The sequence below is a fragment of the Hyphobacterium sp. SN044 genome (genome assembly GCF_021864465.1).
Taxonomy (GTDB): domain Bacteria; phylum Pseudomonadota; class Alphaproteobacteria; order Caulobacterales; family Maricaulaceae; genus Hyphobacterium.
Genome location: NZ_JAKKUV010000005.1, coordinates 55,937 through 73,789 on the forward strand (window position 1 = coordinate 55,937; position 17,853 = coordinate 73,789).

Sequence of the window (17,853 nt, forward strand, 5' to 3'; positions counted from 1 at the left end):
TAATGACTCCGCGGCTTTTCGCGCCGGGAAGGCGTGATAGCTTCTGAGCCGATGAAGCGGTTCGCCCTCTACAAGGCCTTTGCCGCGCTCTGGTGGGAGCGCCTTGCGCCGGTCCTGTGGCCGGTGGCGATCCTGCTCGCCGTGTACGCCGGACTGGCGCTGTTCGGCCTGTGGGACGCGGTTGGCGACCCTTGGCGCGCGCTGGCGGCGCTGGCCGGGCTGGGTCTGGCCGGATGGTTTGTCTGGCGGGCCTGGAAGCAGTTCGCCGCCCCGACGCATGAGGACGCGGCCCGCCGGGTCGAAGAAGACTCCGGCATCACCGCCCGGCCGCACGAAGCCCTGCTCGACCAACCGGCCGACCGAGACGACGTGTCCGTCGCCTTGTGGCAGGCGCACCGCGATCGCATGTCGGCACGCCTGTCGGGGGCGAATGCCCGCCGACCGAAAGCGGCCTGGGCCGCGATCGACGCGTGGGGCTTGCGGGTCGCGCTGGTGCTGTTCGTGGTGGTCGGCGTGGGTGTCGCGGGCGAGTTCGCCGCCGGTCGTCTCGGCGATGCCTTCGGGCTGCGGCCGATCTACCGGTCCAGCGGCGCTCTGACGGTCGATGCCTGGCTCGACCCGCCGGCCTATACCGGACGCGCGCCGGTCATCATCCGCGAGGAGATGGCGAGGATCGAAGCGCCGGAAGGCTCGACGCTGATCGTGCGGACCGCCGGGGTGGGCCGTGAACCCTCGCTGCGGCTCGATGGCGAGCGAGGCGAGAACCGCCGCATTGGCGACGGCGTGTGGGAAAGCCGAATCCCGCTGATGACTGACGCGGTTCCCGAATTGCGCGCGGGCGGCCGCCGCCAGTCCTGGCGCATCCACATCATTTCCGATACCGAGCCGGTCGTGCGCATGACCGACGCGCCCGAGGCGCGGGCCACCGGCGAACTCGTGCTGCACTTCCGCGCCGACGACGATTATGGTGCGGTCAGCTATTCGGTCGAATTCCGCCGGCGCGGCGATGACAGCGCCGAGTGGGAAAGCCTCGAAATCCAGCCGGCTTCGGCCGCGGAAACCGACGAGGGCTTCCGGGCCATCGTCGATACCGGCCAGCACCGCCTCGCCGGCTCGCGCGTCGACCTGCGCGTGACCGCCACCGACGCTGCGGACAATACCGGCCGTTCGCCCTCGATCGCCTTCACCCTGCCGGAGCGGATCTTCCTCGACTCGCTGGCCCGCGCGGTCGCCGAACAGCGCCGCGAAGTGATGAGCGCACGCAGCGAGGATTATGCCGACCTGCCCGAGCTGCCGGTCATCCTGTCCGGCGATGTGCCGACCGGTACGGTCTATATGGGCGAGGAGCCCGAGCGCCGGATCGAACGCGCGCCGGAAGGCCTGCAGCACGCGGCCAACGCGATCGACGCGATGACCGACGCGCCGGAATATTTCTTCGAGGACCCGATCGTCTATCTCGGCCTGCGCCGGGCGCTTCTCGAAATCCGCCGGGCACGCGGCCATGACGAGATCGGCCCGGTCGAGGAAAATCTCTGGCAGATCGCGCTGCGCGCCGAACTCGGCTCGCTGTCCGATGCCGAAGCCGCCCTTCGCGCTGCCGAACGCGCGCTGATGGAAGCGCTCGCCCGCGGCGCCGACGAAAGCGAGCTGGCCCCGCTGTTCGAAGCCTATCAGCAGGCGATGGAGAACTATCTCGCCGCGCTCGCCCGCGAGGCCGCCGAGAGCGGCGAGATGGCCGAGGGCGGCGGCGAAGGCGGCATGGATACGCAGGGGCTGATGGAGCTCCTCAATGCGCTGCGCGAAGCCGCCGAACTCGGTGATACCGCCGATGCGCGCCGCGCGCTGCAGACGCTCGGCGAACTTCTCCGGAATCTGCAGATGCAGATGGCACAGGGCGGGTCCGGCGAAGGCGATGACGCGCTGACCCAGGCGATGCGCGAGGCGCTGGAAGAACTGGGCGACGTGATCGGCGAGCAGCGCGAATTGCAGGACCAGACCTTCGGCATGACCGAGGAAGGCCAGGGCATGCCAGGGCAGCCGGAAGGCGCGCCCCAGCAGGGCCCGGGGTCCGGCGCGCAGGGTCCGCAGGACCAGCAGGGCGGCGGACAGGCGCAGGCGCTGGCACAGCAGCAGGGCCGCCTCGCCGAAGAACTCGCCGCCATCGCGCAGGGTTTCCCCGGCGCGGAAACCGGCGAGGCGCTGTCGGGCGCTCAAGAGGCCATGCGCCAGGCCCAGGAAGCGCTGGAACAGGGCGATGCACAGGCCGCGCTCGAAGCCCAGAACGAGGCTCTGCAGGCGCTGCGCGAAGGCGCGGAAGGTATTGCGCAGGACATGCTCGACCGCATGGCCGAGAATGAAGGCGGCGCGGAAGGCGAAGAGGGCGAGAATGATCCGCTCGGCCGTCCGGGCAGCGGCTCCTTCTCGTCAGGCACCGGCGTCGACATTCCCGACGAAGACACCCGCCAGCGTGCGCGCCGCATCCTCGAACAGCTGCGCGAACGCGCCGCCGAGCAGGGCCGGCCGCAGGACGAGATCGACTATATCGAGCGGCTGCTGGAGCGTTTCGGCTCGTAGATTTCAGTGCCGGTGATGCGGCCCGTTTGCTAGGGTCCGCGCATGCGCACTCTGATCGCACTTTTCCTCACCGCCACCGTGTCCGCCTGTGCGAGCATCCCCGCGCCGCAGGACGAGCTGGATGCCCTCACCCGCCGCGATGGCGCGGAGGCCATTGCGGGCGTCGCGCTCGTCGTCCGGATCGATGGCGAGACCGTTTTCGAAGGCGCGGCCGGAACAGCCGAGTTCGCCGCCGACGGCATAACGCCGCTAAGGCCGATTACGACGCGGTCGCCGGTCCGTGCGGCGTCGGTGTCGAAACTGGTCACGGCGCTCGCCGCGGGAGATCTCGCCGAGAACCAGTGGTTCGTCCTGAGCGCCGATCTTCATGTCTGGTTCGACTCCGCACTCGACCATCCGCTCGCACCCGAAGCCCGGATCACCCCGGCGATGCTGCTGTCCCATACGTCCGGCATTCGCGATCCGGAGGTTTACTGGATGGCGCATCCGGGGCGGATCGAAACACTGCTGGACCAGCCGCACTGGGCCGATCACGCGCCCGGCGAGGGCTGGGAGTACGCCAATATCGGCTACGGCTTGCTGGCTACCGCGATGGAAGCAGCGGTACTGGAGCGTTTCGACGTGATTGCGCGGACCCGCGTCCTTGAACCGCTCGGGCTGGCGCATACCGGGTTCAACTGGTCCGGCGTCCCCGCCGATATCCGCCGCAATGGTGCGACCCTCTATGTCCGGGAGAACAGCGTCTGGATCGAACAGGTCGACGGCCGCGCCATGCTGGAGGGTGATGCGCCCACTATCCTGATGGAGGACGGGGCGAGTCTCGACAGCTATGTGCCCGGGCAGAACGGCACGCTGTTCTCTCCGCAGGGCGGCTGGCGGGCCAGTGCGCACGACATGGCGGTGCTCGCCGAAGCCTTCGGGCCGGAGGGGATGGGCCATGGATTGACGCGACCGATCTGGCGCGCACCGGGTGAGGCCTGGGGGCTCGGCCCCCGCCTCGTCCAGCCGGGCGAGGCCAATGGCTGGCCGGGCGGGCTGATCGGTCACGCCGGCGAGGCTTATGGCCTGATTTCCGGGTCCTGGGTGACGCCCGACGGGCGGGTATCGATCGGTTATGTCGTCAACGGCACCGACGCAGCCTTCGAGCGGGAGGCCGATCCTGAAACCGGCTTCAACGCACTGGAACAGGCGCTGCTCGACATTGCTTCACGGGCCGCAGGACTACGATAGCGCTGGAAACTTCCGCCCCTTGGCGCAGAGTATCGATACTGTCGGCGCTGAGGCTGACGGCGAAACGGGGAGGTCACCATGAAATCGACGAAGAAGCCGACCGCCGCTGCGGCCGCGAAGGGCAAGCCATCCGATGCCGGTGGCAAGGCAGCCGCCGGAAAGCCGGCTGCCAGCAAAGGGCAAAAGCCGGCCGCCAGGAAGAAGTAGGTTGTAGCCGGTTGCAGCAGGCATTGGCCGTCGAAAGGCTGATGCTGGCTGTAATCGGCACTCCGCACCGATTCCCGCGTACAGCAGGAACTTTCAGCGCCTCTGCCGCGTTCATTCTCCGACCCAAGACCCCGTCATTTCCAATCGGAGACACACATGAGCACGATCAAGAAGCAGGGCGATGCCAATGTCGCCAAGGGCAAGCTGAAGGAAGCCGAAGGCAAGGTGACCGACGACAAGCTGCGCGAAGCCCAGGGCAAGGCCCAGAAGGAATTCGGCAAGGCCCAGAAGGAAATCGGCAAGGAGAAATAATCTCTCCCGGTTTCGAGGAGGCGGGCTTCGGTGCGCCCGCCTCGCCTGACTGCCGGCCACCGCGAAACCGGTCGCGTCATCCGCGCCAGCCGCTATGCTGGCCCTCTCAAGACGGATGACGGATTCCACGATGTTTCGCGCGTTTGCACTGATTTTCCTCCTGATCCTCACAGTTCCGGCGCTCGCCGATGACGGCATCCGCCCGTTCGACGAGACTGCGGACGCGGCGGCGGACGTCGATGCGGCGATGGACCGTGCGCGCGCTCACAGTCACCGTGTCATCGTCGTGCTCGGCGGGAACTGGTGCCATGACAGCCGCGGCATGGCCGCGCACTTGGCGAGTGAGGCCATGCGGCCCGTACTCGCCGACTATGAAGTCGTCTGGGTCGATGTCGGGATGCGCAACCGCAATCAGGACATCCCCGCCCGCTTCGGCGTGCCGGTGATCTATGCCACGCCGACCATCCTCGTCGTCGACCCGGAGCTGGGTCTGGTGAACGGTCCGAGCGTTCACGACTGGGGCAATGCCTATTCCCGCCCGACATCGGATGCCGTGGAATATTTCACCGCCCACGCGTCGATCCGGCCGGGTTCGGCAGGCCTCGTGGAGAATACGGAGACCTATCAGGCGCTGATGGCGCAAATCAATGCGTGGGAGGCTCGTGAAGGTGCGCGGCTGATGCGGGCCTACCGCGAGATCGAGACCCTGCGGGCGGAGATGGCGCCGCTGTTCGAACGCGCGGGCCATGACGACGACGCGACCGACTCGGTCGAGGCCTTTCATTCCTTCGAGGACGATGTCGAACGCCAGCGCCGCCGGATGCGCAACGATGTCGACCGTCTGCGCGGCGACGCCCGCGACGACGCGCGTTCGGCCCTTCTGACGTTTTCTGACGGTCGCGCGCTCGATGCCGCATTGGCGGCGGAATGGGACGCGACGAATCCACAGATCGCGCTCGACCTGCCGGTCTACGGACCGCTCGGCCCGTGGGAAGAGGGCGAGTAGCTCAGCCCCAGGAGAAGCGAGCGCGCAATGCGGTGGGCCCGATCGATGAACAGGGCCGCCGCCTCGCCCTCGCATTCCTCGTTCACCGTCGCCTCGAACAGGGCGAGCCAGCGCAGGAAGTGATTGCGGCCGATCGGCAGGCGCATGTGCTTGGGCATCGGCCGGCCATGATAGCGCCCGGTCATCATCAGGACGGACGACCAGAAATCCATCATCGTGCGAAGATGCGGCTCCCAGTCCTCGATCACGTCATCGAAGACCGGACCGAGCATGTCATCCTCGCGCACACGGGCGTAGAAGCCGCGGACGACACGCTCGATCAGCGCCTCGTCGATGCCGGGAGCCAGCGGCCCGCGGCGTTCGGGGACAATTCGTGTGGGTTGCATGCACTCCCCTTTGCGCGTCCGCACCAATCGGGGCAAGGTGCCGATCGTCGCACCCGGAGAGGAAACGCAGCGCACCATGTTCGATCTCGATTTCTATGTGCGCTTCACCGCTGCGCTGTTCGCAATCCTCAACCCGCCGGTCAACATGCCGATCTTCCTGTCTCTGACGGAAGGCCGCACGACCCAGCAGCGTCAGGCGGTGGCGATCCGGGCCACGATCGCGGTGCTGATCGCCTGTATTCTCGTGGCCGTCGCGGGGCGCGCCGTTCTGTCCGCCTTCTCGATCGACATCAATTCCTTCCGCATCGCCGGCGGCATCCTACTGTTCACGATCTCGCTGACGATGATCTCCGGGGCCCGCCACCCCAGCCATGCCGGCCAACCCGGGGAGCGCGCCCAGCAGGACGCGGTCGACGATCCGGCGATCTATCCCCTGACCATCCCCATCATTGTCGGCCCGGGCACGATGTCGACGCTGATCATCTTCTCGGAAAGCACGGGCACGCTGGGTGGCCTGCTCGCCTATGGCGCGGGCATCTTCACCGTAGTGGCGATCGTGGGGGCCGCACTGATCGTCGCGCCCTTGCTCGACCGCATGGTGTCCCAAACGGCCCGCACGGTTTCGATCCGGATCATGGGCGTCATTCTCGCCGCCCTGGCGGTTGAGATGATCGTCAACGGACTGCGCGGTGCGCAACTCGTTCCGTTGCCGGGCTAGCCGAATTCAGGGTCTCGACATGACGAAACTGCCCTATGCCGAACTTCACGCCTTCGCCGATGGCGACCGGCCCTTCACCGGCAATCCGGCGGGGGTCTGCCTTCTGGAGCGCTGGCCGGACAACCGGATGCTGCTCGGCATCGCCCTGTCCAACAACCTCTCCGAGACGGCCTTCCTCGTCCCCAAGGCGGGTGAGGCGGACACGTGGGAGCTGCGCTGGTTCACGCCGACGGTCGAGGTCGATCTGTGCGGCCACGCCACCTTTGCGTCCGGAGCCTGGCTGTTCGGACAGGATGCGGTCGCCGGCGGGGAAGCGAAGTTCGATACGAGGTCGGGCCGGCTGACCGTGCGGCGGGATGGTGAGTTGTTCGCCATGGACCTGCCGAAGGTCGGGTTCGAGCCCGGCGTGTCCAATCCGCTGATCGAGGAAGCGCTGGGCGGCGGCGTGCCGGACGCCGTGTTCGACGTGAAGCGCATCCACGGCGCGGACTACAAGCTGATCGTCTATCCGGACGAAGGCGTGATCGCGCACCTGAAGCCCGACCATGGTGCACTGGCCATCGCGAACACGAATACGATCGTGACCGCGCCTGGCGACCGCACGGATTTCGTCTCGCGCTTCTTCGCACCGGCCTCCGGCGTGCCGGAAGACCCGGTCACGGGTTCGGCGCATTGCACGCTGGCCCCCTACTGGGCGCAGCGGCTCGGAAAATCACGCCTGACCGCACGGCAGATCGGCCCGCGCCCCGGTGCGCTGGACGTGGGCCCCTATGGCGAGCGCGTGACGCTGATCGGCCGGGCTCAGCCCTATCTCGACGGTCATCTGACGCTGCCATGAGAAAGGGCCGCCCCGGCATCGGGACGGCCCTTCCTTCAATTCGGACGCTTCGCGTTACCAGCCGCGATAGCCATAGCGATCACGATGGTGGTGCCGGTCGCGATATCGGTCACGATAGCGGTCGTAGCGATCACGGTAGCCCGGACGGTGCGCGTAGCGCGGTTCATTGTGGATCACGACGCGTATCGGGACGCGCTGGCCGTAGCGGTCCACCGCGAAATACCCGCCATAACGGGCCTGATAGACGACGCCGGGCGTTGAATAGCGGGCATGATGATAGCTGCGCTCATACCGGTCCGGCTGGTAGGACCAGGCGCGAGCCGGGCAATTGATCTGGCGCGCGTCGCGGAAGTCCTCGCGGCGGTCGCCACGGCCGCTCCAGCGGCGGGCATCGCGATAGTCCTCGCGGATGTCGGGGCAGGCGCGGGCATCCAGATGCCAGGTGCCCGCATTGGCGGCCGGTGCCGCGGCCATGGCCGTCAGCGACACGAAAATGGCGGCAGCGCCGAGTTTCAGGGGAGTGAACATATCTGCCGTCTCCTAGGTCTGGACGTCCCAAGCACACGGCCTGTCTAGCAGCGTGCACCTGTCTCCACCCTGAACACAGCGTTCAGCCCCATGAACGCCCCCTGGCGCGGCCGGTTCCGGAGGCCCGGCAGCGCCCTCCCCCATTCGGGTCATGGACCGGTCCCATTTGTGTGGCTAAACAGGCGGTCAGGGACAGGAGACGGAATGATGCGGATACTGGCCAGCCTCGCCCTTTTTGCGGCCCTCTTCACCGGAACCGCTTATGCGGACGCGCCCGAGCAGTTGAGCTCGCACGAGATCGGCCGTTATCTGCGCACACTCCAGGTCAAGCCGGGCATGGGTCCGGGCCCCGCCACACCGTCCGGCTTCACCGGCGACGACAGCTGCCGCTGGGCGAATGACGGCGAGTGCGACGACCCGCGATACGGCACCGGCGCCTGCCAGCAGGGCACGGATTATTCCGATTGCTGGCGCATCGTGGCCGGGACCGAGGACGATTCCTGCCGCTGGGCCAATGACGGGGAATGCGACGAGCCGGGCTTCGGCACCGGTGCCTGCACCCAGGGCACGGACATTTCCGATTGCGGCGATGTGGTCGAGCTGCGCTTCCGCACGGATGCCTGCGAGACCGCCTTCAATGGCGTTTGCGAAGAGCCCGGTATCGGATCGGGCCGCTGTGCGGCGCGCACCGACCGCGCCGATTGCGCGGGCCGCGACCGCCCGATGACGATCAACGATCACTTCTTCGGCCATGACGACCGCGTGTTCATGAACACGGCCGTCTTCCCGTGGGTGGCGGTCGGGGAAATCCATCTTGATCGCGGCAGTGCCTGCACCGCGACGCTCGTCGGCGAGGATGTGCTGATCACCGCCAGCCACTGCATTCACAACAATGGCCAGGTCGAGTTCTCCGGCCGGTTCGAGACCGGCTTCGCCCTGCCCGGTGGCCCGCGGACGGCACGGATCATCGACTATTTCATCGACCCGGACTGGGATCATGTCCGCTTCTCGGGCACGGACGAGATCGACAACACCGACTGGGCACTCTTGCGGATCGATACGCCGCTCGGCCGCGAGCTGGGCTTTGTCGGCGCGCGGGGCCTTGTCGACGAGGCCGGCAATCGCGGCGCGATGCGCACTGATCTCTACCAGGCAGGCTATAGCTGGGACACGGGCGCGCACCTGTCCGGAAACGAGCGCTGCCGCATGACGGAGATCTACGCCGACGGCACGATGGCGCATGATTGCGACACGACGCGCGGCGACAGCGGTTCGCCCTTCATGATCCGCGACGGGGCGGACTGGTATATCGTGGCCACGGACTCCAACTTCCGGCGCAACCCCAATGGTCCCTTCATCTACATCGCGGCGCGCAGCGAGAACTGGATCGAATATCTCGACGATTTCCGCGCAGGACGGCTCGGACGCCAGACGGCGATGCGCGGCGGCGTGAAGCCCGGCATTGCCGCCGGTCCCGATGCCCTGATCGGCAAGTAGGATGGCGACCGCGATCACCCCAGGCCGGACCGGCACGCTGCTTCTGGTTCCGGCGCTGCTTCTGGCGACGTTCTACCTGTTCGATGGGACGGCGCTCGGACTGCCCTATCCGTGGAATGCGGCGCTCAAGGCATCCGGCATCGTGCTGCTGGCGCTCTATGCCGGGTTGAAACGCTTCCCGCTGGTCGCGCTGGCGCTGGCCCTGTCGGCAGTGGGCGATGTGATGCTGGCGCTGCAGCCGGCACAGATGACGTTCGGGATTGCGGCGTTCGGCCTCGCCCACATCGTCTACGCCGTGATTTTCATCAATCTGATCCGGACAGGCGGCACACGCGGCTTGTCCGGCTATGCTGCCGCCGGCGTGCTGGCGCTGATCGGCATCGTGCTCCTGCTCTGGCTGCAACCCGGAATGGGCGATCTGCGTATTCCGGCAACGATCTACAACGGCGTGATCGTGGTCATGGCCTGCCTCGCCCTGATGTCGCGCGCACCGATGATCGCCGTGGCGGGGGCGCTGCTTTTCGTCCTGTCCGACACGCTGATCGCGCTCGGCCTGTTCATGGACTACGACCCCGCCTGGCGCGGTCCAGCGGTCTGGGTCACTTATGTCGCGGCGCAGTTCGGATTGGCGCTCGGGCTGACAGACCCCCGGAAGAGTTAGAACTCCCGCACCAGAGAAGCCGTGACACGGGAATCGCCTTCCTCGAAGCCGGGGAGCGGATCGAATTCGTGGCGGTACCGCCATTCGAACTCCACCGCCCAGTTCTGGGCCACAGACGTCGTGTAGCGGAAGGATTGTTCGACCTTGGCCGATTCCGCCGCCAGGACGGTCGTCTCGGAATGGAAGGTCGAATTGTCGTTGATCTGCCATTCGAAATCGGAGCCGAGATCGAGCACGACCTGCGTCTCTTCGCCGCCGCCTGTCGCGGGGACGAGGTAGCGTACACCCGGACCGGCGCGCAGCGTCCAGTGCATGTGCTCGCGCTTGATCACGTGGCGGGTCGCACCGGCGGACACAAAGGCCGTCCAGTCATAGCTCGACAGCACGTCGCGATCATACTGGCCGCCGAGGAAGACGCCCCAGCGGTCGCCGATCTCGCGCTCGCCGCGCGCCTCGACCTGCAACTGGTCCTGCGACACGACGCCGGCAGATTCGCCATAGGCGTAGTTCAGACGGCTCGCCAGCGACCAGCCATTGCCGAAATTGCGGTCGAGCTGGAGCCCGAGATTCCAAGTCTGCTGGTCGGAATTGCCGCTCGCAAGCGTCAGCCCGGCCGAAACACGGCCGGTCCAGTCGTGGTTCGAGGTGTGCGCCGGCGCGGCTGCCGGAGCCGCCGGCGCCGCTGCTGGGGCCGCATCAGCCGCAGTGATCGTGTCGTCGGGTTCCATCGCCAGGGTTTGCGGTGCGGGCACGTTCGGTGTCCGGGCAACCGGCGCGACCTGCCCCAGAAGCGCGGCGGCCTGTTCGGTACGATCCGGTGCAACGCTGCGCACGGCGTCCATCACCGCGTCCGCTCCGCCCGCAGCATTGCGCGCGACCATGACGACGATCTCGTCGAAATTCGCGCCGTCATCATAGGTCGCGGCATCGGCGATCAGCCGCCGGTAGCCGTCTGACAATTCCTGCGCCGACGCAGCAGACGTGACGAGAAGGCCGGCGAACGCGAAGCTCGCGACACAAAGAATTCGGAACATGGGATTCCCCCGGATGCGCTGGCTTTGCCATACACCTAGGGCCAGTCCGCTCCGGCGTCGAGCCTGAGCGTACGGCGCGCTACGCCTCTTCGGGAACGAGGCCGCGGCCGGCGGCGGCCTTCTTCATCGCGGCCTGCAGCTTCTCGAACGCCCGGACCTCGATCTGGCGGATACGCTCACGGCTGACGCCGTAAACCTCGGCCAGTTCCTCGAGCGTCTTGGGCTCGTCAGTCAGCTTGCGCTCCTGGATGATGTGGCGCTCGCGCTCGTTGAGTTCGCCCATGGCGGCCTGCAAGAGCTCCATGCGCTGGTCGAACTCGTCATGCTCGGCGAGATCGTCTTCCTGGCTGACGCTGGTGTCGTCGGCGAGCCAGTCCTGCCACTGGCTGTCGCCGTCCTCGGACCCGCGCAGCGGCGCGTTCAGCGACGCGTCCGGCCCGGACAGGCGGCGGTTCATCGAGATGACATCGTCATCCGTGACGCCCAGCTTGGTGGCGATTTCCTCGACCTGTTCGGGACGCAGATCGCCCTCTTCCAGCGCCTGCATCTTCGACTTCATGCGCCGCAGGTTGAAGAACAGCTTCTTCTGCGCCGCCGTAGTGCCCATCTTCACGAGCGACCAGGAGCGCAGGATGTATTCCTGGATCGAGGCGCGGATCCACCACATCGCATAGGTGGCAAGGCGGAAGCCCTTGTCCGGATCGAATTTCTTGACCGCCTGCATCAGGCCGACATTGCCTTCGGAAATCACCTCGGCGATCGGCAGGCCGTAGCCGCGATAGCCCATGGCGATCTTCGCAACGAGACGCAGGTGAGAAGTGACGAGACGCTCGGCCGCTTGCGGGTCCTCGTGCTCGGCCCAGCGCTTGGCGAGCATGAATTCCTCGTCCTTCTCCAGCATCGGAAACTTCCGGATCTCGGAGAGGTAACGGGAAAGGCCGCCTTCCGGCGACAGCGTCATTGCAGGTACGGCATTGGCCATTATTCTGTCCCTCGCGATGGCGAAAGCGGGCCCGGAGGCGCCCCCGCCACTCCGTTGAGACCGCTATTTAGGGAAACGCGGACCCGATTGCGAGGGTTTCACGGCAAAGTCATACGCCGGTGATGCGGGATTGGACATTCTACGGTCCCGGTCATCATATCGAGCCATGAGCGAAAAGAAGCGACGCGCCCACGATTCCGAGGCCTCCCGCCGCGCCCTGATCGATGCAGGCGCGGCCCTGTTCGCGCGTCACGGCTTCGCCGGCACGACGCTCGACATGATCGCAGCGCGGGCCGCGGCGAACAAGGCGTTGGTCGCCTACCATTTCGGATCGAAGGACGGGCTTTATCTCGCGGTGCTGGATGCTGCGGTAGAGGCGGTTCTGGAAAAGGTCGGCGCGGCCGCCGAGGCCGGCGGCGCGCCTGGCGAAAGGTTGCGCGCGCATATCCGCTCGACCGCTCTTGCCCTCACCGAGGTGCCGCATCTGTGTTCCATGGTGACGATGGAATACGCCACAGGACGGCAGCAGGATGCGCCCGGGCCGATGGCCAGCCTGTCGCGCCTCTTCCTGCGCACCGACGCGCTGGTGCGGGAGGGTGTCGCGGCGGGCGAGTTCTGCGCAACCGACAGCCAGGTCGTGCACCTCGCCTTCACCGGCGCCTTCGTCTTCTTCGTCCTGACGCGCGGCTATCGCGACCGGCTTGCCGCGGAGGGGCGCTGGACTTTCTCCCGGCCGGAGACGGAGGCCTTCGCCGATTTCGTCGCTGACGGGGTGATCCGGTCGCTTTCCGCTTGATTTTAACCGCACGGTTAAATTAATGTTGCTCCGGGCCGCTTCCGGGCGGGGACGGGACGCATATCAAGACAGGCGCGGGCGGAAGATCCGCGCCGGATGGAGATGACATGCGTAAATCCTCCCTGATTGCGGCGATGGCCGCCCTTGCCCTTTCCCCCGCCGCCCTGGCCGACGATGTCGCCGACACGTTGCAGCGTTTCGTCGCCGACTATGCCGCCGACCCCAGCGTCACCGAAGCGCAGAGTTTCGGCATCCTCGTGGGCGAGGACTGGTACACGGTCACCGCCTCACCCGGCCGCGCATCCTTGCGCGAGGGCCAGCCGGGTGAACCGACCTTCTATTTCGTCACCGACGCGGAGACCGTCGCGCGGATCGACGCCAGCGAGATCAATGCGCTGACCGGCATGGCGAAGGCCTTCTCCAGCGATTTCGCGCCGATGGATATCGGCATGATGGAGGGCTTCACCCCCGACCAGGACTTCGTCGGTCCGCTGCTCGCCACCAGCTTCCACTTCTGGACGCGCGGCCAGCCGGAAGCGATCCCGTTCGGGCGCGGCATGACGCGGGTCACGCACGGCACGAATGGCGGCATCTTCTTCTACCAGCCCGGATTCCGCTCGGGCTTCTTCCACATCGAGCCGGGCCATCACGTGAATGCCGACGAACGGTCGCAGACCAATCCCTTCCCGTCGCTCTTCGTGGTGACCGAGGGCTGGGCCTACGGCCGGATCAACGGGATCGAGATGCGGATCGAGGCGGGCAACGCCTATTTCGTCCCGGCCGGGCACGCGCATGAATTCTGGCTGCCCGAAGACGCGGACACCGACGCCTTCGGCTTCCTCTTCATGTTCGGGGACGGGGCTTAGGTCTCAAGACCCCTCACCCTCCCCAACCTTCGCCTTCGGCTCCGGCTGGGTCCCCTCCCTCTCCCTGCAGGGAGAGGGAAAGACGCGAGCCCGCCACGGGCGAGCGTCAGGGTGAGGGGTCTAGAGCGTCTCCAGAAAGCCTTCGAGGCGGGTCATGTCCGCGGGGATGTCCGCCTCGAAGCGCAGCACTTCCTTCGTCACCGGATGCACGAAGCCGAGCACGGCGGCGTGCAGCGCCTGGCGGCGGAAATCGCGGAAGTCCCGCCCGTCATCGAGGTTGAGAAGCTGTTGCGCCCGCCCGCGGCCATACATCGGGTCGCCGAGCAGCGGACAGCCGATATGCGCCATGTGAGCGCGGATCTGGTGGGTGCGGCCGGTTTCCAGCGTGCATTCCACCTTCGCGGCGATCGGGTGGCCGATCGGCCGTTTCGGATCGCGGCCATACATGGCGAGCGTGCGGTAGTGCGTGACCGCGTCCTTGCCCGGCCCGCCCTCGCGCGCCTTGATCACCGCCATCTTCTTGCGGTCGGCATTGGAGCGGGCGAGCGGGGCGTCGATCGTGCCCTCGCGCGGCATCGGTGCGCCGCGCACATAGGCGATGTAGACCCGCTCGATGTCGTGTTTCGCGAACAGTTTCGACAGGCCCTGATGGGTCTTGTCGTCCTTGGCGACGACCAGAATGCCGGACGTGTCCTTGTCGATGCGGTGGACGATGCCGGGGCGCTCCACCCCGCCAATGCCGGACAGGCTGCCCTTGCAGTGGTGCAGCAGGGCGTGGACCAGCGTACCGGTCCAGTTGCCCGCCGCGGGATGCACCGTCATCCCGGCCGGCTTGTTGACGACGATCAGATGTTCGTCCTCGAACAAGATATCGAGCGGAATGTCCTCGGCCTCGGGGATGGCGGGTTCGGGCGGCGGCACGGTCAGGGCATAGGTCACGCCCTCGGCGACCTTGGCGGACGGATCGGTCAGAACCTTGCCGTCGGCGGTTAGCTGCCCGGCCTCGATCAGCGCCTTGATGCGCGAGCGGGAGAGGTCGGCGGCCTTGTCGGCGAGAAAGCGGTCCAGCCGCGCGCCGGCGTCCTCGCCGGCGGCGGTGAAGTCATGGACCGTCTCGTCTGACATGGATTTACCGCTGAATGACCGGGGCGCGTTCGATGTGCTTCAGGAAGCGGCCGCGCAATTCCTCATTGGTCTTGAATTCGCCGAGGAAGGTGGTGGTGACGGTCGAGACATTCGGGTGATGGACCCCGCGCGTCGTCATGCACTGGTGCTTGGCATCGACCAGCACGGCCACGCCGCGCGCGCCCATCGCCTCCATCAGCGCATTGGCGATCTGGGCGGTCATCGTCTCCTGCGTCTGCATGCGCTTGGAGAAGATTTCCACGACCCGGGCGATCTTGGAGATGCCGACGACCTTCTCGTTCGGCAGATAGGCGACATGCGCCACGCCCATGATCGGGGCGAGGTGGTGTTCGCAATGGCTCTCGACGTCGATATTGGTCAGCAGGACCAGATCGTCATAGCCGCCGACCTCCTCGAACACGCGGGAAAGTTCTTCCGCCGGGTCGGCCTGATAGCCGGAGAACCATTCCTCATAGGCCTTCACGACGCGTTTCGGCGTGTCGAGCAGGCCTTCGCGCGACGGGTCGTCACCGGCCCAGGCGATCAGCGTGCGGACGGCCTCTTCGGCCTGTTCGCGGCTCGGGCGGGTCTTGGAGGAGGTCACGACGCGGAGCGCATCGCGGGAATTGGCAGGGGTTTGGGCATCCATCGTGCTCATCAGATCCTTGCGTTGTCGGGTCCGCTTGGGGCGGTAACACCGCCTTCATACGGTTAGTGCCGGTTTCCAGATCGAAAGTCCGAACACGAAGCCTGTCTTCGCCGTCCTTCCGGTTTGCGCATCGCTGCGTCCCGGCTATGTAGGGCGCGAACGCGCCGCGTCCAAGCATTCCCATCAGGAAATCGTCATGACCGACATCAGGCTGCACGACACATTGACCGGCAAGAAGCAGGTCTTCACCCCCGGCAATCCGGAGCGGGTGACGCTCTATGTCTGCGGCCCGACCGTCTATTCCTATGCCCATATCGGCAATGCGCGCCCGGCCGTGGTGTTCGACACGCTGTTCCGCTTCCTGAAGCGGCGCTACGGCGAGACCCATGTGATCTATGCGCGCAACATCACCGATGTGGACGACAAGATCATCGAGGCGTCATCGAAGACCGGCAAACCGATCTCGGAGATCACCGAGCATTATGCCGACGTCTACCGCGCCGACATGGGCGCGCTGGGCGTGCAGGCGCCGACGATCGAGCCGCTCTGCACCGGGCATATCCCGCAGATGGTGGCGATGATCGAAGACCTGATCGCCAAGGGTCACGCCTATGAGGCGGAGGGCCATGTCCTGTTCTCGGTGAAGAGCTACGAGAAATATGGCGCGCTCTCGAAACGCGACATGGACGACATGATCGCCGGGGCGCGGGTCGAGGTGGCGCCCTACAAGAAGGACGCCGCCGATTTCGTTCTGTGGAAGCCGGCGAAGGATGGCGAGCCGGGCTGGGACAGCCCCTGGGGCCGCGGGCGGCCGGGCTGGCATATCGAGTGCTCGGCGATGGCCGAGGCGCATCTGGGCCAGACCATCGACATTCATGGTGGCGGGCAGGACCTCGTCTTCCCGCACCATGAAAACGAGATCGCGCAGTCGGTTTGCAGCCATGGCGGCGCGCCGATGGCGCGCTACTGGATGCACAATGGCTTCCTGTCGATGGATTCCGAGAAGATGTCGAAATCGCTCGGAAACGTGAAACTCGTCCATGAGCTCATCAAGACCTGGCCGGGCGAGGCGCTGCGCTATGCCCTGCTGACCGGGCATTACCGCGCGCCGCTCGACTGGACCGACGCGCTGATCGACCGGACGATGAAGTCGCTCGACCGGCTTTACGGCGTGCTGCGCCGTATCCGCACCGAGCCCGCCGCCGAAGTGCCCGAGGCGGTGGAAGCCGCGCTGGCCGACGATCTCAACACCCCGAAAGCGCTCGCCGTGCTGTTCGATCTCGCCGGTCAGGCCAACCGGGCCGCGACCAATGACGACCGGGAGGCGGCGGCTGCGGCCCTCCTCGCCGGGGGGCGCGCAATCGGGATCCTGGAAATGGACCCGGATGCGTGGTTCGGCGTCGCCGACCTGCCGGCCGAGGAGCGGGAAAAGATCGACGCCCTCGTCGAGGCGCGCGGTGATGCGAGGCGGTCGAAGGATTTCGCCCTCGCCGATACGCTCCGCGATGAGCTGACCGCGATGGGCGTCAGTGTCGAGGACGGCCCGGAAGGGAGCACCTGGCGGAAGGGGTGATCGCCTTTCTTCCGCCCTCCCCCTTGAGGGGAGGGAAAGGCTTATTGAATTGAAAACGAAACCGTCATTCCGGCGAAAGCCGGAATCCAGAACAACCGTCAATCTGGACCCCGGCTTCCGCCGGGGTGACGATTGAGTGCTCCCTTCTCCCCTTTTTGAAGGGGAGAAGGTGCCCGAAGGGCGGATGAGGGGTTCTGCTCCGAAATCAGGGTCAGAGGCTGTCCCCCTCACCCGGCGCTTCGCGCCACCCTCTCCCCCAAATGGGAGCGAGGGGAAGAACGTCCGTCCGACTGCCTCAGAACACCCCCATTCCGATTTGGTCACATTTCCCCTATATGCAGCGGTGACATGAATGATGCGCTCTACTCCAGCGAGATATTGCGTCTCGCCGCGGACATTCCGCATATCGGCCGGCTTGCCCGGCCGGACGGTTCCGCGCGCCGTGTGTCCCGCCTGTGCGGGTCCGAGGTGGAGGTGGAGATCGCGCTCGAACGCGGCGTGGTTTCCGGCATCGCGCTGCAGGTGAAGGCCTGCGCGCTGGGGCAGGCGTCTTCCGCCATTCTGGCAAAGCACGCCATTGGCGCGACGGCGGCGGAGATTGCCGCGGCGCGCGACGGGCTCGCTGCCATGCTGAAGGGTGCGGACGCGCCCGAAGGCCGGTTCGCCGAACTGTCGGTTCTGGAAGCCGCACGCGGCTATCCGGCGCGCCATGCGTCGATCCGCCTCGCCTTCGAAGCGGCAGCGGAGGCGTGCGCCCGCGCGCAGAACACGGCGACCGAAACCACCCTCACTGGATAGGGCCCGCGGCCCGCGCCCGCCGGCGCGGATCCCCGTGTGGTCCGAAATCGCCTTCCCAACCCCAATAAAGTGA

General features: G+C 66.6%; 19 protein-coding genes. 13 read left to right on the forward strand and 6 right to left on the reverse strand.

The features are described from left to right. The first annotated feature begins 51 nt into the window (after window positions 1-51). The 5 genes from L5876_RS08145 to L5876_RS08160 all read left to right on the forward strand — a co-directional run bounded on the left by L5876_RS08145 (window position 52) and on the right by L5876_RS08160 (window position 5,329). Window positions 52-2,574 carry a DUF4175 domain-containing protein gene (locus L5876_RS08145; protein WP_236955709.1) on the forward strand — a complete coding sequence of 841 codons (2,523 nt, stop codon included), beginning with the start codon at window positions 52-54 and terminating at the stop codon, window positions 2,572-2,574. Between the two features lie 42 nt (window positions 2,575-2,616). After that, the gene (locus L5876_RS08150; protein ID WP_236955710.1) at window positions 2,617-3,804 is read left to right on the forward strand and encodes a serine hydrolase; all 1,188 of its coding nucleotides are present in this window, start codon (window positions 2,617-2,619) and stop codon (window positions 3,802-3,804) included. Window positions 3,805-3,882: 78 nt separating this feature from the next. Continuing rightward, window positions 3,883-4,011, forward strand: coding sequence for a hypothetical protein (locus L5876_RS14760; RefSeq protein WP_272906922.1), 129 nt, complete (start codon window positions 3,883-3,885; stop codon window positions 4,009-4,011). A 156-nt stretch (window positions 4,012-4,167) separates the two neighbouring features. After that, window positions 4,168-4,323, forward strand: coding sequence for a CsbD family protein (locus L5876_RS08155; protein ID WP_236955712.1), 156 nt, complete (start codon window positions 4,168-4,170; stop codon window positions 4,321-4,323). Window positions 4,324-4,453: 130 nt separating this feature from the next. Next, window positions 4,454-5,329 (forward strand): thioredoxin family protein, encoded by an 876-nt coding sequence (locus L5876_RS08160; protein ID WP_236955713.1) that lies wholly within the window; start codon window positions 4,454-4,456, stop codon window positions 5,327-5,329. Here L5876_RS08160 and L5876_RS08165 read toward each other — a convergent pair. Further along, window positions 5,293-5,715, reverse strand: a complete 423-nt coding sequence (locus tag L5876_RS08165; protein ID WP_236955714.1) for a group III truncated hemoglobin — start codon at window positions 5,713-5,715, stop codon at window positions 5,293-5,295. The two genes, L5876_RS08160 and L5876_RS08165, sit on opposite strands and share 37 nt — an antisense overlap. On the opposite strand from L5876_RS08165, the gene L5876_RS08170 reads away from it, so the two are divergent. Both L5876_RS08170 and L5876_RS08175 read left to right on the forward strand, forming a co-directional pair. Then, a complete protein-coding gene (locus L5876_RS08170; protein WP_236955715.1) occupies window positions 5,714-6,433 on the forward strand; it encodes a MarC family protein in 720 nt (239 codons plus the stop codon). The genes L5876_RS08165 and L5876_RS08170 overlap by 2 nt on opposite strands. A gap of 19 nt (window positions 6,434-6,452) precedes the next feature. Next, window positions 6,453-7,271 carry a PhzF family phenazine biosynthesis protein gene (locus tag L5876_RS08175; protein WP_236955716.1) on the forward strand — a complete coding sequence of 273 codons (819 nt, stop codon included), beginning with the start codon at window positions 6,453-6,455 and terminating at the stop codon, window positions 7,269-7,271. Between the two features lie 54 nt (window positions 7,272-7,325). On the opposite strand, the gene L5876_RS08180 is transcribed toward L5876_RS08175, so the two are convergent. After that, window positions 7,326-7,799 (reverse strand): hypothetical protein, encoded by a 474-nt coding sequence (locus L5876_RS08180; protein ID WP_236955717.1) that lies wholly within the window; start codon window positions 7,797-7,799, stop codon window positions 7,326-7,328. A 204-nt stretch (window positions 7,800-8,003) separates the two neighbouring features. Here L5876_RS08180 and L5876_RS08185 point away from each other — a divergent pair, with 204 nt between their 5' ends. After that, a complete protein-coding gene (locus L5876_RS08185) occupies window positions 8,004-9,296 on the forward strand; it encodes a serine protease (protein WP_236955718.1) in 1,293 nt (430 codons plus the stop codon). A gap of 1 nt (window position 9,297) precedes the next feature. Next, window positions 9,298-9,957: a lysoplasmalogenase gene (locus L5876_RS08190; RefSeq protein ID WP_236955719.1), complete on the forward strand. Its 660-nt coding sequence runs from the start codon at window positions 9,298-9,300 to the stop codon at window positions 9,955-9,957. Here the strand turns inward: L5876_RS08190 and L5876_RS08195 are convergent. After that, window positions 9,954-10,991, reverse strand: a complete 1,038-nt coding sequence (locus tag L5876_RS08195; RefSeq protein ID WP_236955721.1) for a YdiY family protein — start codon at window positions 10,989-10,991, stop codon at window positions 9,954-9,956. The two genes, L5876_RS08190 and L5876_RS08195, sit on opposite strands and share 4 nt — an antisense overlap. Window positions 10,992-11,070: 79 nt before the next feature. Continuing rightward, window positions 11,071-11,973 carry an RNA polymerase sigma factor RpoH gene (gene rpoH, locus L5876_RS08200; RefSeq protein WP_236955723.1) on the reverse strand — a complete coding sequence of 301 codons (903 nt, stop codon included), beginning with the start codon at window positions 11,971-11,973 and terminating at the stop codon, window positions 11,071-11,073. A gap of 166 nt (window positions 11,974-12,139) precedes the next feature. Between rpoH and L5876_RS08205 the strand changes: the two genes are divergently transcribed. Next, window positions 12,140-12,769 carry a TetR/AcrR family transcriptional regulator gene (locus L5876_RS08205; RefSeq protein ID WP_236955725.1) on the forward strand — a complete coding sequence of 210 codons (630 nt, stop codon included), beginning with the start codon at window positions 12,140-12,142 and terminating at the stop codon, window positions 12,767-12,769. A 107-nt stretch (window positions 12,770-12,876) separates the two neighbouring features. Beyond that, window positions 12,877-13,635 (forward strand): hypothetical protein, encoded by a 759-nt coding sequence (locus tag L5876_RS08210; protein ID WP_236955726.1) that lies wholly within the window; start codon window positions 12,877-12,879, stop codon window positions 13,633-13,635. Window positions 13,636-13,755: 120 nt separating this feature from the next. Here L5876_RS08210 and L5876_RS08215 read toward each other — a convergent pair whose 3' ends face one another. Both L5876_RS08215 and folE read right to left on the reverse strand, forming a co-directional pair. Further along, a complete protein-coding gene (locus L5876_RS08215) occupies window positions 13,756-14,760 on the reverse strand; it encodes an RluA family pseudouridine synthase (RefSeq protein WP_236955727.1) in 1,005 nt (334 codons plus the stop codon). A 4-nt stretch (window positions 14,761-14,764) separates the two neighbouring features. Beyond that, window positions 14,765-15,409: a GTP cyclohydrolase I FolE gene (gene folE / locus L5876_RS08220; RefSeq protein WP_369281026.1), complete on the reverse strand. Its 645-nt coding sequence runs from the start codon at window positions 15,407-15,409 to the stop codon at window positions 14,765-14,767. Window positions 15,410-15,605: 196 nt separating this feature from the next. Here folE and cysS point away from each other — a divergent pair, with 196 nt between their 5' ends. Together cysS and L5876_RS08230 are read left to right on the forward strand one after the other, a co-directional pair. Beyond that, window positions 15,606-16,982 carry a cysteine--tRNA ligase gene (gene cysS / locus L5876_RS08225; RefSeq protein WP_236955729.1) on the forward strand — a complete coding sequence of 459 codons (1,377 nt, stop codon included), beginning with the start codon at window positions 15,606-15,608 and terminating at the stop codon, window positions 16,980-16,982. Between the two features lie 348 nt (window positions 16,983-17,330). After that, window positions 17,331-17,780: an iron-sulfur cluster assembly scaffold protein gene (locus L5876_RS08230; protein ID WP_236955730.1), complete on the forward strand. Its 450-nt coding sequence runs from the start codon at window positions 17,331-17,333 to the stop codon at window positions 17,778-17,780. The last annotated feature ends 73 nt before the right edge of the window (window positions 17,781-17,853 follow it).